Below are 21878 nucleotides of genomic sequence, written 5' to 3' on the forward strand. Positions count from 1 at the left end.
CTCGCCCGTTCAAGCCGCGTCGCGGTACTGGCCCGGCCACTTGCGCGGCTTCACTTCGCTCAATGCCTTCGCGATCGCGGCGATGTGGTCCGGCGTCGTGCCGCAGCAGCCGCCCGCGATGTTCACGAGACCCGCCTGCGCGAATTCCTTCAGCAGGCCGGAGGTGTCGGCGGGCAGTTCGTCGAAGCCAGTATCACTCATCGGATTCGGCAGGCCTGCGTTCGGATAGCACGACACGTAGGTGTCGCACAGCTTTGCGAGCTCCGCGATGTACGGACGCATCAGCGCCGCGCCCAGCGCGCAGTTGAGGCCGAACGTGAGCGGCTTCGCGTGGCGCAGCGAATTCCAGAACGCTTCGACCGTCTGACCCGACAGGATGCGGCCCGATGCGTCCGTCACGGTGCCCGAGATCATGATGGGCAGGCGCTCGCCCGTGTCTTCGAACAGTTCGTCGAGTGCGAAGAGGGCTGCTTTGGCGTTCAGCGTGTCGAAAATCGTTTCGACGAGAAAGAGGTCCGCGCCGCCTTCCATCAGCGCCTTTGCCTGCTCGTAGTAGGCGGCGCGCAATTCGTCGAACGTGACGTTGCGGGCGCCCGGATCGTTCACGTCGGGCGAAATGCTCGCCGTTTTCGGCGTCGGCCCGATCGCGCCCGCGACGAAGCGCGGCTTGTCGGGCGTCGAATACTTGTCGCACGCAGCGCGCGCCAGCTTAGCCGATTCGCGGTTCATTTCGACGGCGAGATCTTCCATCCCGTAGTCGGCCTGCGCGACGGTCGTTGCACCGAATGTGTTGGTTTCGATGATGTCCGCGCCCGCCGCGAGATACTGCTCGTGAATCTCGCTGATGACGTGCGGCTGCGTGATCGACAGCAGTTCGTTGTTGCCCTTGATGTCGCGCGCGTAGTCCTTGAAGCGTTCGCCGCGATAGGCGGCTTCGTCGAGCTTGTAGCGCTGGATCATCGTGCCCATTGCGCCGTCCAGGATCAGGATGCGTGATTCGAGCAACGCGGGCAGGGCCGCGCCGCGCGTGTAGGCGGCGCCGGCGCGGGCGGGAACGGCTGACGGGGCGGGCTGGTTCATGGTCTGATCGGGCTCGTGCCGGCATGGCCGGCTTTTTTCAGGAAACTCAATATTGTAGCCGTATGGCCGCAGGCGCGCCGGGCGTGGTGGGCACGACAGGATCGCGGCCCCGTAAGGCGCGACGCATGCTCGGAATGTAGCGCGGAAAGTATTTGTTTCGATGCTCGTGCAACGATGACCTGGGCGCCGCGTCAGAGTCGATCCGGCGTTTCGCGCCACGTGCGCGCCGGCTGGCCGGATAAAACGAAAAACCCCGCCTGGCAATGCCGGACGGGGTCGATGGGGAACGTGTCGCCAAAGGGTGGCGCGTGACGATCAGTGCAGAATGACCGGTTGATTCATCAGGCTGTCGAATTGACCGAGAAATTCGTCCACTTCGTCAAGCGTGGGTTCGTCTTCGATCAGCTTTTGCACGTGCTCGCGAAAACTGGCTGCCATCTCACCGTCGATGTAAATTTCTCGCTGCGTATTCTTGTCCACGATCTCATACCCGCCGGACTTCATCGCGAGATGGCCGTCCTGCGGCGGAAACTCGACGACGCAGTAGTTGGGGCTGTTGTAGATCATTTGCATGGCGACACTCCTTATTTCCGATGGCTCCGGGCCAGTGTTGCACCGTAGATGGAGCCCTTGGTTTGGAATTCAAGGGGTGGGTCCGGCCTGACGCTACCCATTCTCCGGACCTATCTGTTAGACCCGTTTTTGCACAAACGATTCCAGCAAAGCAGTAAAGCGTTGCGACTGCTCGATCGGTGCGAGGTGAGCCGCGTCCAGCAGCTCGAACTGCGCGTCCCGGATGGCATTCGCAATTTCCTGTGTAGCAGCAGGTGGCGTGCCTGCATCGTGGCGTCCAGCCACAGTCAGTGTAGGAAGGGCGATCTCTTTCAGTCTACTGCGCACATCGAAATCGCGCAGCGCAATGCACGCCTGCGCGTAACCTTCCGACGAAGTGTGCTCGAATACCTCGCGAATCTGCTCGACGACTTCCGGATGCGCGTCGCGGAAGCCCGCCGTCAGCCAGCGTTCCATCGTGGCCTGGGAAAGCGCCGCGACCCCTTCCTCGCGCGCCTTCGCTGCCCGCTGTTCCCACGTGCCGCGCCCATCCACAGGCGATGCCGCGTGCGTGTCGGCGAGCGTCAATGTCGCGACGCGTGCGGGATTGTCCAGCGCGAACTGCTGCGCGATCATGCCGCCCATCGACATTCCGACAATATGTGTGTTCTCGACGCCAAGCGCATTCAGCAGCGCGCGTAGGTCTTGCGACAAGTCTGCCACACTGAACTGTCTATCCGAAACAGATGTTTGGCCGTGACCGCGCACGTCGTAGCGCAAGACCGTAAAGTCGTCGCGGAAGTAGCCGGCCAGCTGATCCCAGATCGACAGATCGCCGCCTAGCTGATGAACGAACGTGAGCCAGGGGCCACCGCCTTCATTGCTCATGACGTAGCGCGTATCGATGCCATTCACATTGATTTGCATGCGGACTCCATGGGTGATGTCGCAATGAAAGAACGAACGGATGGACGGTTCATGCTATTCAATTCATGGGATTTGCATGAACCGTCGGCGCGAATCGAGCGCTTGGAACACTTTGAGCGCGCTTCGTGGTGCGATCGACGTAGGCGCCGGAAGTTTCCGACGCAAAATGTCGCTTCGGCTAACACAGTGTCCTCCATTGCGAAGGAGCTGTTTGTGTCAGGGCTTTTCGGGCCCTGCACCAGGATCGGTCAAGGACGGTTGAGGCGGGCTGGTCGACGTATCATCGGACGACGTGTCGCTGCCGTTGTCATTGCTGCCTGCATCCGGCGATGCGATCTTGCCGCGCCATACAAGCTCTATCTGCGTTCCGTTCGGTTCGGTTTGCACAAGACGCACGGGGAGCCAGCCGAGCGACGGCGCGAGCCACACGTCGATGCGTCTGCGGTCGCCTTCGCGGCGCGGCAGTCGCATGAAGTGGCGTGCGTCGAGGGTTGCGCGATCGGTGCGCACCGACTCGTCGCCGATCGTTTCGATGGGCCAGATTTCGCCGCTGTCGTTGTCGGTCACGTAGAACTGCCGCGTGACGCCGGGCTGATACGCGTCCGGGTCGCCGCGCACGAGACTCGCCAACTGCATCACCATGCTGAAGCGGTCTTGCGCACCGTCCTGCAGCGGCAGCGTGACGGGCGTGCGCGTGAAGCCAATCTGCTTCGTGTCGCGACGGAAGGTGGTGATGTCTTCGCCGCGACGGCCGCGTTTTTCGACGTACTGGTCGGGGGCGAGACCGAATGCATCCACGTGTCCGTGGCTCGCATAGCTGAACGTGCCGACGAACGGCAAGGGCACCGAAACGATCATGTCGTACGAACGGCCATCGCTCGACCAGTGGATGGTGCCTGGCTGGTTGCGCACCCCGTTGTAGAACGTGTCGTATTGCAGGTTGCCCGACGGCGGCACGGAAAACCGTACGCCGGGCGCGGTGTGCTGCGCGTTGCCCTCGCCAGCGGCATTAGCGTTCGAACCGGCGCCCGTCCTGGTTGCGGACGAAGCGACGCTCGCGGCCGAAGCATCGACGGGCGCGCTCGCCGGTTCGGTTGCTGGCGCTGTTTCGTGCAGCTTCGGACGGGAACGCGTCGCGGTCAGCACATGGTCACGCGGGGAGCGCACGGCGTGTTTCGGCGCGGCGGGCGACGCTTTGGCGGGCGGCGGCGAACCCGCCGCCTGCGTTTCGACGCGCTCAGGCTTGAGCAACGCGACCTGCACGGGCACATGCTCCGGCGACACCGGCTTGAATGCGTCGTGATGCCGTTCGAACCATTGCGCGGCAATCAGATGCGCGCCGACGACAGCCGCCAGCACGCCTGTCCAGCGCAGGCGCGACGCGCGGCGCTGCGCACGGGCGAGGCGTGCTGGCGGGATCGAACGGACAGCGGATGGTGACGACATCAGAAGCAGTATCTATGAAGGCAAGACGCGAAGCGTCACGCAACGGAAACCTGTTTCGACCGCGTCCAGCGGCCGCGCGTTCCTCGCACGCATTGCGCTCGTCGTGCGTGTGGCACTTCTCGTGCTCAGCGCGCCGTCGGACTATAGCCGAGTTCGTACGAAAGCTTCTGCGCGCACTCGCGCAGCGCGCTGTCCACCTCGCCTCCCCACGCGATATCGAACGCACCTTCGTGACCCAGCGCGATCAAGCCGAGCGCGAGATCGCCATTCGAGTCGAATACGGGCGTGCAGAACGCGTGAATGGTCGGCAGCAGCATGCCTTCGACGCGCGCCGCACCATGCAAGCGCACTTCGTCGAGCACGCGTTCGACGTCCTGCGGCGTACGTGGGCTGTTCGCGGCGGCCCAGCGCTGCGCTTCAGCGAGTTCGCGGTCGATCATCGCCGCAGTCTTGCCGCGCGGCAGGTAGGCGGCGAAGAGCAGGCCGGTTGCGGAACTGAGCATCGGCATCACGTCGCCGAGTTTCAGCGACGCCTTCGCGGGGTAGCTGGACTCCATCCAGTGCACGACGGTCGGGCCCTGGTTGCCCCACACGGCGATACCGACGGTCATATCGATCCGCTCGCGCAATTCGGCGAGCGCGATGCGCGCGAGCTTCACGCCGTCGACGCGTGCGAGCCGCGCAAGACCCAGCTGCAACGCAAAGCCGCCCAGTTCGTAGCGCCCCGTCAGCGGATCCTGCGCGACCACGCCCAGGCGCTGGAAACTCACCAGGTAACGATGTGCCTTCGCGGGGCTCATGGCGGCACGCTGTGCGAGGTCGCGCAGCATCATCGCACGCGGCTCGTGCGTGAGCACGTCGAGTAGACGGAAGCCCACTTCGATCGACTGGATGCCCGAGCGGAGCTTTTCCTCCCCGCTTTCGTGCGAGTCGGCGGCATCGTCGTCGACGGTGTCGAGCGGTTCGGCGGCGTCGGCATCCTTGCGGATCGAACTGGAGCGGGCGGTCGGGGACATAGGATACGGTTGAACATCAAGCAGAAAAACGGCGGCGAACGGTGCGGAGAAAGCGTGCGTTCTCTAGCGGGATACGCCGGCGAATCGCGTCGGCTTGGGCCGCGCCGATTCACCATCGTAGAATAGATTCCTCTTATCGTCATCCACACGCTTTTCCGCCATGAAACTTGCCTCGCTGAAGGACGGCACGCGCGACGGTCAACTGATCGTCGTTTCCCGCGACCTGCATACGGCCGCCGTCGCCGATACCATCGCACCGACGATGCAGCGCATTCTCGACGACTGGACCTTCTACGCGCCGCAACTGCGCGACCTGTACGACGAACTCAATCAGGGCCGCGCGCGCAACACCTTTTCGTTCGATGCGAAGGAATGCATGGCGCCGTTGCCGCGTGCGTACCAGTGGGCCGACGGCTCCGCGTACGTGAATCACGTCGAGCTGGTGCGCCGCGCGCGCGGCGCCGAAATGCCGCCCGAGTTCTGGACCGACCCGCTGATGTACCAGGGCGGCAGCGACGACTTCATCGGGGCGAAAGACGATATCGTGTGTGCGTCGGAATCGTTCGGCATCGACTTCGAGGCGGAAGTGGCCGTCATCACGGGCGACGTGCCGATGGGCGCGAAACCCGAGCAGGCGTTGAAGAGCATCCGGCTCGTCACGCTCGTCAACGACGTGTCGCTGCGCAATCTGATTCCCGCCGAACTCGCGAAGGGCTTCGGCTTTTTCCAGAGCAAGCCGGCGACGTCGTTCGCACCCGTCGCCGTGACGCTCGACGAACTCGGCGACGCTTGGCGCGAAGGCCGCGTGCATCGTCCGATGATCGTGCATTGGAACGGCAAGAAAGTGGGCCAGCCCGACGCGGGCACCGACATGGTGTTCAATTTCGGCCAGCTGATCGCGCATGCCGCGAAGACGCGCCATCTGCGTGCGGGCGCGATCGTCGGTTCGGGCACGGTGTCGAACAAGGACGCCAAGCGCGGCTATTGCTGTATCGCCGAGAAGCGCTGCCTCGAAACGATCGAGAGCGGCAGTGCGCAGACGGAGTTCATGAGGTTCGGCGACACCGTAAAGATCGAGATGTTCGACGAAGCGGGCAAGACGATTTTCGGTTCGATCGATCAGGCCGTCGCACCGTTCGAAGCCGTGCAGTAATCAGCGTCGGCGGCGAGCGGCGTCAGGCGAATCGAAAGGGTTTCGCCCGATGCCGACGGCGTCACACACGCCGCTACACTGACGCTCGCGCGAGGTCATCGAGCCTCGTGCGCTGATTCGCGCACATTGCGGACAGCACATGCAACACGCGCAACGGCAGCATCGCAGAAATGACAAGAAGCCAACTGGAGACAAAGGCATGCCGCGATACGGGACGTTTGCATTTTCAAGCTCGCGCCACAGCGCTTCGAAGCGGCGCACGATGCTCGCCGCCGCGCTTTCCGCTTTGCCGGGAGTCGCGCTCGCTCAGGTGAAGATCGGCCTTGTGCTGTCGCTGACGGGACCGGCTGCATCGCTCGGCATTCCGGCGCGCGATACCGCGACGCTGTTTCCGAAAGAGATCGCCGGTCAGAAAGTCGATTACATCGTGCTCGACGATGCGTCCGATACGACACAAGCCGTACAGGACACGAAAAAGCTCATTTCCGAACATCACGTCGATGCGATCATCGGCTCGTCAATCACGCCGAACTCGCTCGCGATGATCGACGTCATTGCCGAAGGTGAAACGCCCGCGATCTCGCTGGCGTCGTCGGCGAAGATCATCGAGCCCGTCGACGCTAAACGGCGCTGGATGTTCAAGACCCCGCAGACGGACGCGATGATGGCCTCCGCGATCACCGGGCACGCGAGCCAGCATGGCGTGAAGACGCTTGCGTACATCGGTCAGGCGGACGCGCTCGGCGAAACCTTCTATGCGGAAGTCGCGAAGTTCGCGCAGATTCACCACATCGGCGTGGTGGCCAACGAGCGATTCAATCGCACGGACCCGAGCGTCACCGGCCAGATTCTGAAGATCATGGCGGCGAACCCGGATGCTGTCGTCGTGGGCGCGGCGGGCACGCCGGCCGCGCTGCCGCCGAAGACGCTGATCGGCCGTGGCTACAAGGGCAAGATCTATCACAACCACGGCGTGGGCAATAACGACTTCCTGCGCGTGTGCGGAACCGACTGCAACGGCACCTTCCTGCCCGCGAGCCCGGTGCTCGTCGCAGCGCAGCTCCCTTCGGACTATGCTTCGAAGCGTCTGGCGCTCGATTACATCGCGCGCTTTGAGAAGCTGCGCGGTCCGGGCAGTGTGTCGGCGTTCGGCGCCTATGCGTGGGACGCGAGCATGCTGCTCGACAACGCGATTCCCATTGCTCTGAAAGCGGCCGCGCCCGGCACGGCCGAGTTTCGCCGCGCGCTGCGCGATGCGCTGGAAGCGACGAAAGGACTGGCCGACACGAACGGTGTCGTCAACATGAGCGCGACCGATCACCTTGGCCTCGATCAGCGCGCGCGCGTGATGGTCGAGATCAGCAACGGCAAGTGGGTATATCAGCCGCGCTGAACGCGGCGCTTTCGGGTGACGCAGCGTCGGCTGCGTCGCGCGCCTGATGTGTGGTCCGACGCCGACGCGTCGCTTCTTCGGATGTCTGCCATGTCTCACGAATCGGAATCCCACACGGTCGAACCCGCGTTCTACGCGCACTACAGGTCGCTGCGCGTGCGGCGTCACGCGCACGGCATCCTCGAAATCGTGATGAGCGGCGAGGGCGCCAACAAAAGCAATCTCGCTACCGCCGATGCGAACATGCATCGTGAGCTGGCCGACATCTGGCGCGATGTCGACCGCGATCCCGACACGCGGGTCGCGGTGATTCGCGGCGAAGGCAAGGGCTTTTCGGCGGGGGGCGATCTCGGGCTCGTCGAAGACATGGCGAACGACTTCGACGTGCGCACGCGCGTGTGGCGCGAGGCGCGCGATCTCGTCTACAACGTGATCAACTGCAGCAAGCCGATCGTCTCGGCGATGCACGGGCCGGCCGTCGGCGCGGGGCTCGTCGCGGGACTGCTCGCGGATATCTCGATTGCGACGAAATCGGCGCGCATCATCGATGGTCATACGCGGCTGGGCGTCGCGGCGGGCGACCATGCGGCGATCGTTTGGCCGCTCCTGTGCGGCATGGCGAAGGCGAAGTACTACCTGATGCTGTGCGAACCCGTGAGCGGCGAAGAAGCGGAGCGCATCGGTCTCGTGTCGCTAGCCGTCGACGACAACGATCTGCTGCCGAAAACCTTCGAAGTCGCGCGCAAGCTCGCGAGCGGTTCGCAGACGGCGATCCGCTGGACCAAGTACGCGCTGAACAATTGGCTGCGCTCGGCGGGCCCCGCTTTCGACACGTCGCTCGCGCTCGAATTCATGGGTTTCGCGGGACCGGACGTGCGCGAGGGCGTGGCGTCGCTGCGCGAGCGGCGCGCGCCGGATTTTCCGGGCAAAGAGCCGTTCTGAGGGAAGATGCCTTGCGTTGCGGATCGGCGGACGCAAAACCGTCACGGCACGCGGCGCACGATAGCCGCGCGATCGCTTCGCAAACAGTTCGCACGAAAAGGCTCGCGGTATCATCGAGCGTGAACTTCAAACATCCATAAACACACGGGCCAGAACCGAACACAGGAGTCTCAGCAATGACCGACAACCCCGGCTCGACGCCACCCTTTCCCGGATTTCCAGGTTTTCCACCCGCCGAAATGCTTGACCGCATGTGGGGCATGATGCGCCTCACGCCGTTCGGGGCGGCGTTTCCGGGCACGAGTCCGGGCTCGGCGCAGGGCTTCGTGCCGTCGCTGTCGATCATGTCCGACATGATGGCGCCGCTCACGAACGTCGAAGAGCTCGACAAGCGCATCACCGACATGCGCGCCGTCGAGCAGTGGCTCAAGCTCAATCTGAACATGCTGCAGTCGGCCATCCAGGCGCTCGAAGTGCAGCGCGCGACGCTCGCGACGCTGCGCGCGTTCGGCGCGTTCGCGCAGCAATCGATGACACAGCCGGCCGCCGAAGCGCCGCAGAAGCAGCCCGAGCCGCCGCCTGCCGCGAGGACGCAGCAGGAAGCCGGCGATGCCGCCGAGTCGCCGCCACCGCCCACATTCGACGCGTCGGGCTGGTGGAACCTGCTGCAGGCGCAGTTCAATCAGCTCGCGCAATTCGCGATGGCGCAGCCGGCGGCGACCACGGCGACGGGCGCATCGGAAGCGGGCGCGGGCGTCGAGCCAAGCGATCTCGAACCGGACGACGCCCCCGAGTCTGACACGGCCGGTGCCGCGCAAGCCGGAGCGGACGACGCGCCACGTCCGGCGGCGAAGCGCGCGCCCAGCGCGAAGCGTGCGGGCGGCGCGGCTGCAAAGAAGAGCTCGTCGACGCCCGAGTGACCGGGTAGCCGCGAACAAACGGGCGGGCGCAACGGCCGCCGCGCCCGACGCGCCGGCACCGCGCTTCGCACCTCCGCTTAGCACATCCGTTTGACACCGTGCGGGCAACGCGCGCGCTCGTTGTTTTACGTCAATCTCAAAATGGGTTTCGACAGGCCGGAAGCCGGCTGTGGCGGGCCCGCGTGCTATTATTGTGTAAGCTTTCTCTGGCCCAAGGACGCGCGCGAACACTGCCAGATTCGCCATTCATCCGGTGCCGTCCGGTGCTGATGCGTCCGCTGCGGACCCAAATGCCGTCGTTCGGGCGGCAAGCTGGCACGACCCAGGCACAGGTTCTCCCTCACCCACGGTTGGCCGCGCATGCGAGGCACGAAAATCGCGTGCGCATCACGAACCGCAGTATTTCTTTTGCCAAGAAGCATGTCGTTGGCAGCCGATTACCGCGTAAAATTCGATGCTGCGCTGACGACAGGGAAAGTTCCCGAAAGTTTCCGTGCGTCGGCAATACATTGGCAACAGACATAACAGACGTCGCTTTGCGCAGAACAGGGGTGGGATCATGAACACCATGCTTTATCCGGAACTTTACAAATCGCTCGAATCCGTTCGATGGGACATGGAGAAGGACATTCCCTGGGACAAATTCGACGGGTCGCTGCTCACCGACGAGCAGGCGGCGACCATCAAGATGAACGCGATCACCGAATGGTCGGCGCTGCCGGCCACGGAAATGTTCCTGCGCGACAACCACCACGACAGCGATTTCTCTGCATTCATGAGCGTGTGGTTCTTCGAGGAGCAGAAGCACTCACTGGTATTGATGGAGTATCTGCGCCGCTTCAAGCCGCACATGGTGCCGACGGAAGAAGAGCTGCACGCCGTGCGCTTCGAGTTCGATCCGGCGCCGCCGCTCGAAACGCTGATGCTGCACTTCTGCGGCGAAATCCGCCTGAACCACTGGTATCGCCGCGCGGCTGAGTGGCATACCGAGCCCGTCATCAAGGCGATCTACGAAACCATTTCGCGCGACGAAGCGCGTCATGGCGGCGCGTATCTGCGCTACATGAAGAAAGCGCTGACCAACTTCGGCGACGGCGCGCGCGCTGCATTCGCGAAGATCGGCGTGTTGATGGCATCTGCGCGCCGCACGGAAAAGCCGCTGCACCCGACCAACCTGCACGTGAATCAGTCGCTGTTCCCGCGCGACACGGTTCAATCGCGTCTGCCCGATCCGGAATGGCTCGAGCGCTGGCTCGACGAGCAGATCTGTTTCGACGACGGCTGGGAAAAGAAAGTGGTGGAGCGCATTCTGCACAACCTCTCCATCCTGTTCGAGCGCTCGTTCACGACGGCTCAGGAATTGAACCGCTATCGCAAGGAAGTCGTGACGCGCCTGCAGGCCGAGCAGCAGCCTGCGCAGCAGCCGGCCTGATGACGGCCGCGCGTCGCCGGGCGTGAAGCCCTGCGCCGCACAGAAACACGACGGCCCGGCTGGTGACAAACCGCCGGGCCGTTCTTCTTTTGTCACCGTACCGACCCGTTCAACGTTTTCGCTCATGGCCGCTACTTTCGAACGCAAGCTCACGACACGCGACGCGCTCGCCCAACTTCGTCCGTCACTGACAGGCCCCGTGGTTTTCACCAACGGCGTCTTCGATATCCTGCATCGCGGCCATGTCACGTATCTGGCCGATGCCAAGGCGCTGGGCGCGACGCTGATCGTCGGCGTGAACAGCGATGCTTCGGTGCGCATGCTCGGCAAGGGTGACGACCGGCCGATCAACAACGAGTCAGACCGGATGGCGTTGCTGGCTGCGCTGGAAAGCGTCGACTGGGTCGTTTGCTTCGGGGAGCAGACGCCCGTCGCACTGATCGAGGCGCTGCACCCGGACGTGCTGGTGAAGGGCGGCGACTACGACATGGACAAACTGCCGGAATCCGCGCTCGTGCGCGGCTGGGGCGGCATGGCGCTGGCGATTCCGTTCGAGCACGACCGCTCGACGACGGCGCTATTGAAGAAGGTGCGCGCTCAAGGCTGAACGCAACGACGCGAGCCTGCGGCCCGCGTCGTCGAGCGTTTGCGGCGTTACTGACGAAGCGCCGAAGCGGCGATCGGTGCGACGGGTGCGGGCCCGCCGATGACGGCAAGATCCGCCGCATCGGCCGACGACATCGGTTGGACGCGCAGTTGCTCCGGGCGGACCTGCCGGTTCAGGTGATTCGGTTCGCGCGGCCCCGCGGCAGGCGACGGGCCGAACAATCCGCGCATCGTGACGAACGCGAGGATGTTGGCGAGAAAGAGCAGGGCGAGTAGCCAGCGCAGCATCGTAGAAATTCTCCAGCTTGTCAGTTCCATGTCCGGCGTTCACACCGGCCGGGTGTGCGTCGACGGATAGACGGGAGCTTGCGCGGCAATCAGCGCGAGCCCCGCGAGCACAAGCGAGTCGTGACGCGTGTACGGCACGCTGAGCGCCTGCACGAGTTCGCCCGCCGCGCCGCCGCCCACGACGAGCCGCACGCTCACTTGCCACTCGTCCTGCAGATGGCGCCACATGCGCTCGATCAGTCCGATCTGCGCCAATGCACAGCCCGACGACAGCGAGCGCGGCGTATCCGTCGCGAACCAGGCGCCGCGTTCGGCCGGCTCACGCTGGCCTGCCGCATTGTCGCCATCGAGCAGGCCGCGCGCCGCCGTCGAATCCAGCGTCGGCAGTTGCGCCGTGTGCTCGCCGAGCGAGCGCATCATCAGCGACCACCCAGGCGCGATCAGTCCGCCGACAAACACGCCATCCGCAGTCAATGCCTCGAGCGTGGTCGCCGTGCCGAACGTCGCGATCAGCAGCGGTTCGCCCGGAAACGCCGCGCGTGCGCCGATCATCCCGGCCCAGCGGTCGCTACCGAGTTGCGAGGGCGTCGTGTACGCGTTCGTGACGCCGCATTGCTGCGCAGCCGAGCGGACCGTGGTGCGCGCAAGACCGGGCCAGTGCCTGTCGATGAACGCGTCGATCCTGCGCGCCACCGCGTCGCCCGCGACATTCGATAACCATGCAGAACCAGGCGCAGGCAATGCCGACCAGTCCGGCTCATGCCTGGATTGCAAGGGGTCGCCCGTCCCTTTCACCAGCTGGCCGCCGTGGGAAAACGCGCCCGAGTGCGTCTGTGTACCATCGGCTTGGACCAGCGCCCATTTGACACGACTGTTGCCCGCGTCGATCAGGAGATACGGCGTGCTCATGCTGCGCCGCTTTCTTCGTCCGCGAGACGCAGCGACACGTCTCCCGTCGCAATGGCCAGCTGGCCGGACGGCGTATCGAGCAGCAACTGCCCGAGTTCGTCGACGCCTGCTGCCACGCCGCGTTCGATTTCCACGCCCTGCTCGAACAGCACGACGTCGCGCCCTGCATACGCGTGGCAGCCATTCCAGCGTTGCCGGAATGGCGCAAAGCCTTCCGCGCCGAAGCGCTGCAACGCGGGTTCGAGCGCGTTCAACTCGGCGGCTAGCGTATCGGTGAGATTCGCATTGGGCAACGCCCGCGACAGCGCCGTCGGGGCCGCGCCGCGCGCCTGTGCGGGCACGTCGGCGTTGAGCGCGCCGACCTTCGCGGCGAGTTCGTCTGCGCCCTTCACGTTGGTGCCGATGCCGATCACGACGGCGCTCGCGTCGGGCGTGCTCCATGCTGTTTCGATCAGAATGCCCGCCAGCTTGTCGCCTTCGAGCAGCACGTCGTTCGGCCACTTCAGCGCAATCTGGCCGGGACCGGCGACGGGCAGCGAGCGCAAACCATCGACGAGCGCGACACCGACCGCGAGGCTCAGTCCCGCGAGACCCTCGAGCGGCCTCGGCAGCACGCATGCGACGGAGAACAGCAGCGCATTGCCTGGCTCCGCATACCAAGGGCGGCCGCGCCGGCCGCGTCCCGCCGTCTGCAGATAGGCGACGCGCACGATCGGCCGCGGCAGCGCGCCGGGTTCGCGCGGCAGCGCCTTCACGCGCGCCATCAGGTCGGCGTTGGTCGAGCCGGTTTCTTCGACGATCTCGATCGGCCAGTCATGCGCGGCCGGGCCGAACAGCGCGACGGCGCGCTGCCGGTCGATTCGCCAGTCGCCCGAGGGGCTGGGGGAGCTTGGGGTAGTCATGAAGCGTATTTTAGCCACTGCGCCCGTCCGCGTGAGAGCCAGATCAGCGCCCATGTGCGCCAGCCGAGGGGCGCACGGGCATTGCGCCCGCCGCCGGCCCATGCCTGTGCGGGGCGGCGCTCAGACGGGCAGCCCAGCGGAGCCCAATATCGAACCCTTCGATACAATGCCCGTTAATCCGATAACGAGATCCCGCGATCCTTGAACTACGACACTCCTCCCGGACTTGAAGTCACGGCAGGCGGCCAGGGCAAGATCGTCCGCCTGTCCGGCCAGTGGACGGCGCTCGCGCTCGCTCGCGACCGTCTGCACGGACAGGCGCTGCCGCGTCTGCGTGAACTGGTCGACAGCCGCGCGCATGTCGCGCAGTGGGACCTGTCCAACGTCGAACGCATGGATCATGTGGGCGGCCAGGCGCTATGGCGTGTGTGGGGCTACAAGCTGCCGCGCGACCTCGTTGCGCTGAACGACACGCAGCGCGATATCTTCGACCGCATCGCGCTGCTCGACACCGTGCGCGAGAACCCGGAGCCTGTGCGTCGCTTCGATCCGTTCACGCAGCTCGGCCTCGGCATATTCAGTTTCGTCGAGCACGTGTACGGCGGCGTGGCGATGTTCGGCCGCGTGATCCTCGATCTGCTGTCGATCGCGCGCAATCCGAAGCTTGCGCCGTGGAAGGAGATATCGGCGAACGTCTATAGCGCCGGGACCCAGGCGCTGCCCATTACGGCGCTTGTCGCATTCCTGATCGGCATCGTGCTGAGCTATCTGTCCGCCCAGCAATTGCGGCTGTTCGGCGCAAACCAGTTCATCGTGAACATTCTGGGGATGTCGGTGCTGCGCGAACTCGGACCCGTGCTGTCGGCGATTCTTGTCGCCGGGCGTTCCGGTTCGGCCATCACCGCGCAGATCGGCGTGATGCGCGTGACGGAAGAACTCGACGCGATGCGCGTGATGGGCATCCCGCACGGCTTGCGCCTGATCCTGCCGCGCGTGATCGCGCTGTCCCTTGCAATGCCGCTGCTCGTGATGTGGACGAACATCATCTCGCTGCTCGGCGGTGCGCTCGCCGCGAAGCTCGTGCTGCAGATCGACGTGTCGTACTTCGTGCGCGCGCTGCCCGGTGTGGTGCCCGTCGCCAACCTGTGGATCGGACTCGGCAAGGGCATGGTGTTCGGCATGCTGATCGCGATCGCCGGCTGTCACTTCGGCTTTCGCATCAAGGCCAATTCGCAGAGCCTGGGCGAGGGCACGACGACTTCCGTCGTGTCGTCGATTACGATCGTCATCCTCGCCGATGCCGTGTTTGCGATTCTTTTTCAGAACGTGGGGTTGTCATGATTGCGCCACTTACCACTGCCGTACGGGACCAGCCGCTGCCGGAGATCGCGGAAACCGTCATCGAGGTGCGCGATCTGAGCAAACGCTACGGCCGCAACATCGTCCATCAGCATCTGGATTTCGACGTGCGGCGCGGCGAGATCGTGTCGATCGTCGGCGGATCGGGCTCGGGCAAGACCACGCTGATGCGGCAGATACTCGGCCTTGAGAAGCCGACATCGGGCAGCATCAAGGTGTTCGGCGAGGACACGTCGAAACTCGACGACAACGAAGCGCGCCTCATGCGCGTGCGTTCGGGCATGCTGTTTCAGCACGGCGCGCTATTTTCGTCGCTGTCGGTCTTCGACAACATCGCGCAGCCGCTGCGCGAGCTCGGCAAGGTGCCCGACGATCTGCTGCGCGACATCGTGATGCTGAAGCTGGAGATGGTCGGGCTGCCGTGCAAGCACGCGTCGAAGATGCCTGCGGCGTTGTCGGGCGGGATGGTGAAGCGCGTGGGCATCGCGCGCGCGATCGCGCTCGAACCGGAACTGCTGTTTCTCGACGAGCCGACGGCGGGCCTCGATCCGCAGGCCTCCGACGAGTTCGTCGAGCTGATCAGCGCGCTGCATCGCGCGCTCGGCCTGACGGTCGTGATGGTGACGCACGATCTCGACACGATGGTCGCGCTGTCGACGCGCGTCGCCGTGATCGCGGATCGCACGGTCGTGGTCGCGGCGCCTGTCGAGGAGGTGGCGGGGTTCGATCACCCGTTCATTCGCGAATATTTTCTTGGGCTGCGCGGGCGGCTTGCCTTGCAGGGCTTATCACCGGAGCGGCGCGCGAGGCTGCCGGCCGAGGCGCTCGAGCCCGCGACGGAAGCGCTTCCGCTGCGCACCGCGCCATGAGCGCCGCAGACAACGCCACAGCGAACGCGCAAGCCGCCGGCGGGTGCGATGCGGCATGCATGGGCGATGCGGGCTGCATCGTCAGCCGATTGAGTCGATTGAGTCGATTGAGTCGACACCCCGCGAACAGGGAACCTGACGATGGAAAATAAATCACATGCCTTCTGGGCCGGGCTCTTCACCGTCGTGATGGTGGCGGCGATTGCCGCGGCGGCGTTTCTGTTCAACGTGGACCGGTCGGTCCGCATCCCTTTCGATCTGATTGCGCGCACCAATGTCACAGGTTTGTACCCGGATGCTGCGGTACGATATCGCGGCCTCGATGTCGGCAAGGTGCAGTCGATCAAATTCGACCGCGAACATCCGGGGCAGATTCTGATCCGCATTCTCGTCGACAAAAACGCGCCGATCACACATTCGACCTTCGGCAGTCTAGGTTTGCAGGGCGTCACGGGTCTCGCGTTCATCCAGCTCGACGACACGGGGCGCGATACGACGCCGCTCGCGTCGTCGGCGAAAAGCGTCGCGCAACTGCCCATGCGCCCCGGCCTGCTCGACCAGTTGCAGGCGCGCGGCGACATCCTGATCCGGCAGTTGGAAAAGACCGTCCGCGACGTCGACGCGTTGCTCTCGCCGGAAATGCGCGACCAGTTGCTGGCGACGGCGGCGAGCCTGCAGCATGCCGCCGATGGCGTCACGACACTCACGGCACAGATGGGCCCCGCCGTCGGCAAGCTGCCGGACACGCTTACTGCGCTGGACCAGACGCTCGCGTCGACGAACCGGATGATCACCAACCTGAATCGTCCGGACGGTCCGCTCGAAGGCACGTTGAACAAGGTCGGCACGGCCGCGCAGCAGGCGGGCGACGCGCTGACGGCGATGAACGCGACGCTGCAGGACATCTCGGCGCGCGTCGGTTACGACACGCTGCCGCGCGTGAACTCGCTGGCGGACGACGTGCGTTCGGCCGTGCGTTCCGTCGACCGCGCCGCCGAGACGTTCAGCGAAACACCGAACAGCGTGCTGTTCGGCGCGCCGCACGCGGCACCCGGTCCCGGGGAGCCGGGCTTCGTGTGGCCGGCAGGCCACGCGGCCAAATGAATTTAAAGGAACTACAGCATGTCACGCTCGATCAACCGACTCTTCACCTCGCGCGCCGCGCTCGCTGCCGTGCTGGTCGCGCTCGGCGCACTGGCGGGCTGCGTGGGCAATCCGGCCGCGATCTCCGATTATCGCTATGACCTCGGCCCGGCGCCGACGCCCGGCAGCACGGGCACGATGCCGGCCATCAAGGTGCTCGACGTCACGGCGCCCGCCACGCTCAATACCGACAAGCTGGTCTATCGTCTCCCGTATGCCGACGCGCAGCAGACGGCCGCCTACGCGAACAGCCACTGGACGATGCCGCCGGCGCAACTGCTGACGCAGCGTCTGCGCAACGCGCTGTCGTCGCGCGGCACCGTGCTCACCGGTTCCGACGGCGTAAGCGCGCCCGTGCTCAAGGTGGACCTCGACGTATTCGAGCAGGACTTCGACGGCCAGTCGCAGAGCCATGCCTCGGTTACCGCGCGTGCCACACTGCTCGTTGGCGGCAAGGTGGCGGGGCAGCGCACGTTCATCGCGCGCGCGCCCGCCAGTTCGGCCGATGCGGCAGGCGGCGCGCGTGCGCTCGCCGCCGCCAGCGACGAACTCGTCGCGCAGATTTCCGCATGGCTCGGCGTGCAGCCGCTCGTCGCGCAGCAATGACGGGTTGCCGCGCAGTCACGGAGGCGCTGCATGGCTGACAAGCCGTGGCAGCGTCGTCCGTCGGCGTTCGCGAGGCAGGCGCTGGTGCTGTACGCGGCGCTGATCGTGTATGGCTCGTGGTATCCGTTCTATGGCTGGCGCTCGCTCGGTCTCGGTCCGTTCGACTATCTGTTCGATCCCGTTCCGCAATACCTGACTGCCTTCGATGTCGTGACGAACGTGCTCGGCTACATGCCGTTCGGCGCGCTCGCCGTGCTCGCCGTCTATCCCCGCTGGCGCGGCGCGCTGGCCGTTGCGTTCGCATTCGGGCTCGGCACGCTGCTGTCGGGCCTGATGGAAGCCGTGCAGACCTATTTGCCGACGCGTGTCGCGTCGAATCTCGATCTCGCGGCGAACGCGCTGGGTGCGCTGCTCGGCGCGACGCTGATGTCGCCGCTGACGGGCGCGCTGCTCGATCGCGGCATGTTGCGGCGCATGCGCTTTCTCTGGTTCGAGCGAGACAGCACGGCCGTGATCGGCCTCGCGGGCCTGTGGCCGTTTGCGACGATGTATCCGTCGCCGCTGCTGCTCGGGCTCGGTACGTGGCCGCGCGAGCTGTGGCTGCGCGCCGACTCGACGATGCAGGAGGCGCTGCTCGCGTGGGCGCCCGCCGCGTGGCATGTGCCGGCGTGGCCCGCGCTCGTCGCGGCATGGCTGCCCGACGACGCATGGGAGGCCTGCATTGCCGCGCTCAACCTGCTGGCGGCGGGCGCGCTCGCGTCGCTGCCGATGCGCGAGCGCGCGCCGCGCGTGCGTCTGCTGATCGCGTTCGTGGTCGCGATGCTGTTCGTGAAGGCGGGCGCAACGTTTCTGCAGTCTCAATCGGGACTCGCGTTCAACTGGGCGACGCCGGGCGCGCTGATCGGCCTCGCCAGCGGCTTTGTCGCGATGTTGCTGGCATTGAAGCTGCCGCGCGGTTCGCGCGCCGCGCTCGCGGCGATCGCGCTTGCCGTGTCGCTCGTGTTCGTCAATCTGCTGCCAGTGAATCCGTATTTCGACGTCGTGCTCGCCGACTGGCGGCAAGGCCGCTATCTGCATTTCAACGGCCTCGCGCGCTGGCTCGCGTGGATGTGGCCGTATGCGGTGCTCGTGTGGGTCGGGTTGTCGGCGGAACGGGCATTGCTGGCGAAAGGGCGCGGGTCGCGCACGTGATTCGTCGAACGGGATGCAGACGCATACGCGCCGATCTGCGGTGTCCGATCCCGGTCGTTATAATCGACGGGCCCTCTCATTCCTGCTTTCGGCGGGCCGCGTGATGCATCCAGAGCGCCTCGCTATATCTCACACGTCAGCCATCATGGATTCCTTCTTCAAGCATCACGTGTTTTTCTGTCTGAACCAGCGCGAGCCGGGCGCGTCGCGTCCCAGCTGTGCGAACTGCAATGCGCAGGAGATGCAGGAATACGCGAAGAAACGCGTGAAGCAGTTGGGCCTCGCCGGTCCCGGTCAGGTGCGCATCAACAAGGCGGGTTGCCTCGACCGCTGCGAAGAGGGCCCGACCATCGTCGTCTATCCGGAAGGCGTCTGGTACACGTATATCGACAAGACCGATATTGACGAAATCGTCGAATCGCATCTTGCGAACGGCAAGATCGTCGAGCGTCTGCTGATCGACCGCTAACCGCGTCACCTGTCCACACAAGATGAACGTACACACGAAGAAATATCTGATCGACGGCCCGGTGGGCAAGATCGAAGTCGCCGTCGACGCGCCCGACGCCAGCCGCGACGGCGGCGCCGCACCGCGCGGCATCGCGCTCGTTGCGCACCCGCATCCGCTGTTCGGCGGCACGATGGACAACAAGGTCGCGCAGACGCTCGCGCGCACGCTGGTCGGGCTGAACTACATCACGTATCGCACGAATTTCCGCGGTGTCGGCGAAACGCAGGGCACGCACGATGCAGGCGTCGGCGAACGCGACGACTTGCGCGCCGTGATCGACCACATGCGCGCGCAACCTGACCAGGCCGATCTGCCGCTCGTGCTCGCGGGTTTTTCGTTCGGCACGTTCGTGCTGTCCCATGTCGCCGCACGGCTGCGCGAAGAAGGGCAGGAAATCGAACGGATGGTGTTTGTCGGCACGGCAGCGAGCCGCTGGGAGGTCGCGCCCGTACCGGACAACACGCTGGTGATCCACGGCGAAACCGATGACACCGTGCCCATTCAGTCGGTGTTCGACTGGGCGCAGCCGCAGGAATTGCCCGTGGTCGTGATTCCCGGCGCCGAGCATTTCCTGCATCGCAAGCTGCATATTCTCAAGCGCATCATCGTCGACGCATGGCGCTGATTACGCGTTGCTGACGCCTCGTGAAAATGCGCGGCCGCGCGCCGCTCGTGTTGCAAAAAACCCGCGAAAAACGCGCGGAAACTCAATGACGTAGGGCAAATTGTCAGGCAGCCGCGCGTATAATGAGCGCTCTTTTTTTGGGCGCAGCGTTGCCCGTCTGGTGGATCGAATCGCTTCGCTCGTGAGTTCATGGCGGCGGATTCGGCGCGAGATGCGAGGCGCGCTGCGCGAACCGACCGCGTGACAGACAGTCTGACGAGCAGTCAAAACGACGCCGCATCGCATGCGTGCGGCGGCGCCTGCCAGTCGGGCATCACGCGAATCATCCGAACTGCGCATCCTTTGCGCGCTCAGCCCATTTCTGCCCGAATCGACCCTATGCGCTTTTCGAACTCCGGCTCCATCAGCCTTTCCAGCTTCGCTTCTTTCGTTCCGCGATCCGCCGCCAGCAAGTTTGCGTTGGGTTTCGCGCTGCCGGCAGCACTCGTCGCGAGCACCGCGTTCGCGCAGGTGCCGCCGCCGGGCGTGAACGCACGCTCGTGGGTGCTCGTCGATGCAACCAGCAACCAGGTGCTCGCATCGGGCAATCCGGACGAGCGCGTGGAACCGGCTTCGCTGACCAAGCTGATGACGGCGTATCTGACGTTCGAAGCGCTCGCGTCGAAGAAGATCACGATGGACCAGTCCATCAATCCCAGCGAGGCCGTGCGCCGCGTGAGGAACGACGAGTCGCGCATGTTCATCGAGGCGAACAAGCCCGTCACCGTGCACGACCTCGTGTACGGCATGATCATCCAGTCGGGCAACGACGCCGCCATCGCGCTCGCCGAACTGGTCGGCGGCAGCGAAGCGCAGTTCGTCAACATGATGAACGCGGAAGCGCAAAAGCTCGGCATGAAGAACACGCATTTCGCCGACGTGAACGGCATGCCCGATCCGCAGCACTACACGACGGCAGGCGACCTCGCCATTCTGTCGGCGCGCCTGATTCGCGACTATCCGGACTACTACAACATCTTTTCCGTGAAGGAATTCACGTATAACAAGATCAAGCAGCCGAACCGCAACCGTCTGCTGTGGATCGACCCGACCGTCGACGGCCTGAAGACGGGCCACACGCAAGCGGCCGGATACTGTCTGATCGCGAGCGCGAAGCGTTCGTTGCCCGGCGTGCCGGATGCGTCGCGCCGTCTGGTGACAGTGATGATGGGCGAGCAGAAGGAACACGACCGCGTGCAAGACAGCCTGAAGATGCTGAACTACGGCTACTCTGCGTACGACGCGGTGCGCCTGTACAAGGCCAATCAGGTCGTCGAGACGCCGCGCGTCTACAAGGGCTCGCAGGACACCGTGAAGCTCGGCGTGACCACCGATCAATACATCACGCTGCCGAAGGGCATGGCCGACAAGGCCAAGCCGCAGATCGAACACGCCGATCCGTTGATCGCACCGATTGCGCAGGGCCAGCAGGTCGGCACGGTGAAGTTTGTCGCCGATGGCAAGACGCTCGCGCAGGTGCCGCTGGTCGCGCTGCAGGGTGTGCCGCAGGCGGGCATCGTCGGCCGCGTGTGGGATTCGATGATGCTGATGTTCAACAAGAAGAAGTAAGCCGTAGACAAGTCGAAAAGCAAGAAGATCTGCGGCTTGCTTTTGCGCCGCGCGCATTCATATAGGGTGATTGCGTGCGGTGAGTAAAGGAGTCGAGGATGAGTCCCGTAAACGAATCATTGATAGATTTTCCGTGCGATTTCCCTATCAAGGTGATGGGCAAGTCACACCCGGATTTCCAGACGACGATTGTCGAAGTGATCCGCCAGTTCGACGGCGGGTTCGACGCGGAGCGTGTCGAAGTGCGGCCGTCCAGCGGCGGCAACTACACCGGCTTGACGGTGACGGTGCGCGCGCTGAACCGTGAGCATCTGGATGACATTTACCGGGCGCTGACCGGGCATCCGATGGTCAAGGTCGTGCTGTAATTCGTGGTTCGGTTCGGTGGGCAGGCGCGAGC

Annotated in this window: 23 protein-coding genes; 15 read left to right on the forward strand and 8 right to left on the reverse strand. The window is 64.7% G+C overall.

Annotated features, from left to right (window positions below; translation table 11 throughout):
- Positions 1-9 precede the first annotated feature (9 nt).
- The 5 genes from BPHY_RS00955 to BPHY_RS00975 form a co-directional block, all read right to left on the reverse strand.
- Positions 10-1080 carry a homocysteine S-methyltransferase family protein gene (locus BPHY_RS00955; RefSeq protein ID WP_012399613.1) on the reverse strand — a complete coding sequence of 357 codons (1071 nt, stop codon included), beginning with the start codon at positions 1078-1080 and terminating at the stop codon, positions 10-12.
- A gap of 315 nt (positions 1081-1395) precedes the next feature.
- Entirely contained in the window at positions 1396-1653 is a 258-nt protein-coding gene (locus tag BPHY_RS00960; protein ID WP_012399614.1) for a BTH_I0359 family protein, read from the reverse strand.
- A 117-nt stretch (positions 1654-1770) separates the two neighbouring features.
- Entirely contained in the window at positions 1771-2559 is a 789-nt protein-coding gene (gene pcaD, locus BPHY_RS00965; RefSeq protein ID WP_012399615.1) for a 3-oxoadipate enol-lactonase, read from the reverse strand.
- 216 nt (positions 2560-2775) lie between these two features.
- The gene (locus tag BPHY_RS00970; protein WP_012399616.1) at positions 2776-4005 is read right to left on the reverse strand and encodes a DUF3108 domain-containing protein; all 1230 of its coding nucleotides are present in this window, start codon (positions 4003-4005) and stop codon (positions 2776-2778) included.
- Between the two features lie 125 nt (positions 4006-4130).
- Complete coding sequence (locus tag BPHY_RS00975; RefSeq protein ID WP_012399617.1) at positions 4131-5021, reverse strand: IclR family transcriptional regulator; 891 nt, start codon at positions 5019-5021, stop codon at positions 4131-4133.
- A 160-nt stretch (positions 5022-5181) separates the two neighbouring features.
- Between BPHY_RS00975 and BPHY_RS00980 the strand changes: the two genes are divergently transcribed.
- The 6 genes from BPHY_RS00980 to rfaE2 all read left to right on the forward strand — a co-directional run bounded on the left by BPHY_RS00980 (position 5182) and on the right by rfaE2 (position 11468).
- Positions 5182-6174, forward strand: coding sequence for a fumarylacetoacetate hydrolase family protein (locus BPHY_RS00980; protein WP_012399618.1), 993 nt, complete (start codon positions 5182-5184; stop codon positions 6172-6174).
- Between the two features lie 199 nt (positions 6175-6373).
- Entirely contained in the window at positions 6374-7567 is a 1194-nt protein-coding gene (locus BPHY_RS00985) for an ABC transporter substrate-binding protein (protein ID WP_012399619.1), read from the forward strand.
- 90 nt (positions 7568-7657) lie between these two features.
- A complete protein-coding gene (locus BPHY_RS00990; RefSeq protein WP_157686500.1) occupies positions 7658-8509 on the forward strand; it encodes an enoyl-CoA hydratase/isomerase family protein in 852 nt (283 codons plus the stop codon).
- A gap of 176 nt (positions 8510-8685) precedes the next feature.
- The gene (locus BPHY_RS00995) at positions 8686-9429 is read left to right on the forward strand and encodes a PhaM family polyhydroxyalkanoate granule multifunctional regulatory protein (RefSeq protein WP_012399621.1); all 744 of its coding nucleotides are present in this window, start codon (positions 8686-8688) and stop codon (positions 9427-9429) included.
- Between the two features lie 559 nt (positions 9430-9988).
- Entirely contained in the window at positions 9989-10861 is an 873-nt protein-coding gene (locus BPHY_RS01000) for a ferritin family protein (protein WP_012399622.1), read from the forward strand.
- Positions 10862-10985: 124 nt separating this feature from the next.
- A complete protein-coding gene (gene rfaE2 / locus BPHY_RS01005; RefSeq protein WP_012399623.1) occupies positions 10986-11468 on the forward strand; it encodes a D-glycero-beta-D-manno-heptose 1-phosphate adenylyltransferase in 483 nt (160 codons plus the stop codon).
- A 47-nt stretch (positions 11469-11515) separates the two neighbouring features.
- Here the strand turns inward: rfaE2 and BPHY_RS01010 are convergent, their stop codons facing one another.
- The 3 genes from BPHY_RS01010 to BPHY_RS01020 are packed head-to-tail and all read right to left on the reverse strand — an operon-like array spanning position 11516 to position 13566.
- Positions 11516-11755 (reverse strand): hypothetical protein, encoded by a 240-nt coding sequence (locus BPHY_RS01010; RefSeq protein ID WP_012399624.1) that lies wholly within the window; start codon positions 11753-11755, stop codon positions 11516-11518.
- Positions 11756-11794: 39 nt separating this feature from the next.
- Entirely contained in the window at positions 11795-12664 is an 870-nt protein-coding gene (locus BPHY_RS01015; protein WP_012399625.1) for a type III pantothenate kinase, read from the reverse strand.
- Positions 12661-13566, reverse strand: a complete 906-nt coding sequence (locus BPHY_RS01020) for a biotin--[acetyl-CoA-carboxylase] ligase (protein ID WP_041763202.1) — start codon at positions 13564-13566, stop codon at positions 12661-12663. Before BPHY_RS01020 ends, BPHY_RS01015 begins: the two co-directional genes overlap by 4 nt.
- A 201-nt stretch (positions 13567-13767) precedes the next feature.
- On the opposite strand from BPHY_RS01020, the gene BPHY_RS01025 reads away from it, so the two are divergent.
- The 9 genes from BPHY_RS01025 (at position 13768) to BPHY_RS01065 (ending at position 21846) form a co-directional block, all read left to right on the forward strand.
- Positions 13768-14907 (forward strand): MlaE family ABC transporter permease, encoded by a 1140-nt coding sequence (locus BPHY_RS01025; RefSeq protein ID WP_012399627.1) that lies wholly within the window; start codon positions 13768-13770, stop codon positions 14905-14907.
- Positions 14904-15794 (forward strand): ABC transporter ATP-binding protein, encoded by an 891-nt coding sequence (locus BPHY_RS01030; protein WP_012399628.1) that lies wholly within the window; start codon positions 14904-14906, stop codon positions 15792-15794. Before BPHY_RS01025 ends, BPHY_RS01030 begins: the two co-directional genes overlap by 4 nt.
- 141 nt (positions 15795-15935) lie before the next feature.
- On the forward strand, positions 15936-16898 hold the full coding sequence (locus BPHY_RS01035; protein ID WP_012399629.1) for an MlaD family protein: 963 nt from the start codon (positions 15936-15938) through the stop codon (positions 16896-16898).
- A gap of 18 nt (positions 16899-16916) precedes the next feature.
- On the forward strand, positions 16917-17543 hold the full coding sequence (locus tag BPHY_RS01040; RefSeq protein ID WP_012399630.1) for an ABC-type transport auxiliary lipoprotein family protein: 627 nt from the start codon (positions 16917-16919) through the stop codon (positions 17541-17543).
- 30 nt (positions 17544-17573) lie between these two features.
- A complete protein-coding gene (locus tag BPHY_RS01045) occupies positions 17574-18734 on the forward strand; it encodes a VanZ family protein (protein WP_012399631.1) in 1161 nt (386 codons plus the stop codon).
- A gap of 145 nt (positions 18735-18879) precedes the next feature.
- Positions 18880-19203, forward strand: coding sequence for a (2Fe-2S) ferredoxin domain-containing protein (locus tag BPHY_RS01050; RefSeq protein WP_012399632.1), 324 nt, complete (start codon positions 18880-18882; stop codon positions 19201-19203).
- 22 nt (positions 19204-19225) lie between these two features.
- The gene (locus BPHY_RS01055; RefSeq protein ID WP_012399633.1) at positions 19226-19870 is read left to right on the forward strand and encodes an alpha/beta hydrolase; all 645 of its coding nucleotides are present in this window, start codon (positions 19226-19228) and stop codon (positions 19868-19870) included.
- A gap of 378 nt (positions 19871-20248) precedes the next feature.
- Complete coding sequence (locus BPHY_RS01060) at positions 20249-21478, forward strand: D-alanyl-D-alanine carboxypeptidase family protein (RefSeq protein WP_012399634.1); 1230 nt, start codon at positions 20249-20251, stop codon at positions 21476-21478.
- Positions 21479-21576: 98 nt separating this feature from the next.
- On the forward strand, positions 21577-21846 hold the full coding sequence (locus tag BPHY_RS01065) for a DUF493 family protein (RefSeq protein WP_012399635.1): 270 nt from the start codon (positions 21577-21579) through the stop codon (positions 21844-21846).
- Positions 21847-21878: the final 32 nt, after the last annotated feature.

Source organism: Paraburkholderia phymatum STM815 (assembly GCF_000020045.1).
Taxonomy (GTDB): Bacteria; Pseudomonadota; Gammaproteobacteria; order Burkholderiales; family Burkholderiaceae; genus Paraburkholderia; species Paraburkholderia phymatum.